At 49.3% G+C, this 1,460-nt stretch carries 1 protein-coding gene and 1 pseudogene; one reads left to right on the top strand and one right to left on the bottom strand.

Annotated features, from left to right (window positions below; genetic code table 11):
- Positions 1-29: 29 nt before the first annotated feature.
- Positions 30-548 (bottom strand): DUF234 domain-containing protein, encoded by a 519-nt coding sequence (locus GBM95_RS11675; RefSeq protein WP_193222703.1) that lies wholly within the window; start codon positions 546-548, stop codon positions 30-32.
- 624 nt (positions 549-1,172) lie between these two features.
- Between GBM95_RS11675 and GBM95_RS11670 the strand changes: the two are divergent.
- Positions 1,173-1,460, top strand: a pseudogene (locus GBM95_RS11670) (hypothetical protein); the annotation flags it as partial.

The following is a 1,460-nucleotide window of genomic DNA, read 5'->3' as shown; positions in this document are numbered from 1 at the left end:
GAAAAAGCAAGTGGGTTTCAATGAAATCTTTAAAGGATTTCAACTACTTGCTTTCTCTCGACCGTCGTTATACCAAGACCGAGAGCGAGATTTTCCGCTCCAAAAAGAACCTCTTTGTCAAAGGGGTTGATCGCCACAATGTCGATTTCATTCTCTCCTTTCCCAGAGGCATCCCACCAGGGACCGACTTCCGTAAAGTTGCCGCTTTCCCAAAGCTTCGTACGGAACCAGCGCTCGAGCACATGGCGGCCGGTGTAGTCAGGCAATTCGTCGAGAATTTTTCTCTCCAGTCGGGCGGTGCTACCCTGCTGGATGAGACCCAAATTCGGATAAATGAATCGGAACCAGAAGTGCAGGTAGTCGTCAGCCATCACAAAGCGAAAGTTCCTTGCGTTCTTCTGCCGTCCAACCGGATTCTCGCGCTTGATGAGATGGAAGTAGTCCTCGAGCTTAAAAAGCTGCCCGCTGATATCCGTCGGGAAGGCTGAGACCAGCTCCTGCCGCTTCGTTTTTCCAGAAGCGATGCGCTCCAGAATGCCGAAATACACACTGTAGTCCCGGCGAAATTCCGTTCTGAGCAGAATGTCGCCCTCAGTCGTAAAGAACGAATCCGGCTCTATTACATACGAAATCATCTCCTCAACAGTGAATTTCCGGGCTTCCATCAGAAGTTCAAGATATTAACGAAGCCATCATTTAGTTGATGCAACTCAGATAACATTATTGATTAACTTGAATTTTCATTGATCCATACGTAACTAATGGATGATTGCCTTAATATTTGGGGTGTTGGAGGACACCACTTTTGACCCATTTTCGGACACTTCAAAGTTGACCCGCCGGCATTAGGTTTTGACCCGGAATCCCGGACATTTACTGCCCTTTTACTGCCTTTGTAGCATCAGTCCTCTTCCTGCGTTCCGCTACATCAAGCCCTGGAGCGCTTGTGTCACGATAGCGGTCGTCACGCGTTCCTCAAAGCGCCGATAAAGACTGCGGCACAATACTATAAAGGCTCTTCCGTAAACGAAGACAAATTCAGAGATATTCCCCTATATTCACATAGATAGATCACTGATAACGTGCGTTCCTCGTCGCCGCTTCTTTTTTAGGGCGGCATTTTTTGACCCGTGGAAATTGACCCACGGTTTTACTCAACTATGAGGACGCAAATGATCTCAAGTGCTACAGCACAAGAAATCCGTTTTCGAATAAGCAATGGGGAGAAAATCCGTACCATCGCTCAGTCGCTCGGTATTTCCCGGAATACCGTGCGGAGCTACATGCGTGATGCCGACAAAGGCTTTCAGAAGGTCGAGGCTGGATCCATCGGCGGCCGGCACAAGCTCGCCATCGGCAACGATGCCTCCCTCGCAAATCTTTATCTTCAGGCGCGCGGCAACAGTGCTGTCATCCGCAGACGTGTCCAGGCTACTCCTGAGGCCTACGGGCTTCCTAAT

Source organism: Sutterella seckii, from assembly GCF_009183815.1.
Classification (GTDB): Bacteria; Pseudomonadota; Gammaproteobacteria; order Burkholderiales; family Burkholderiaceae_F; genus Sutterella; species Sutterella seckii.
The sequence above is the reverse complement of the archived record's forward strand: the minus strand, read 5'-3'. Positions and strand labels throughout refer to the sequence as shown.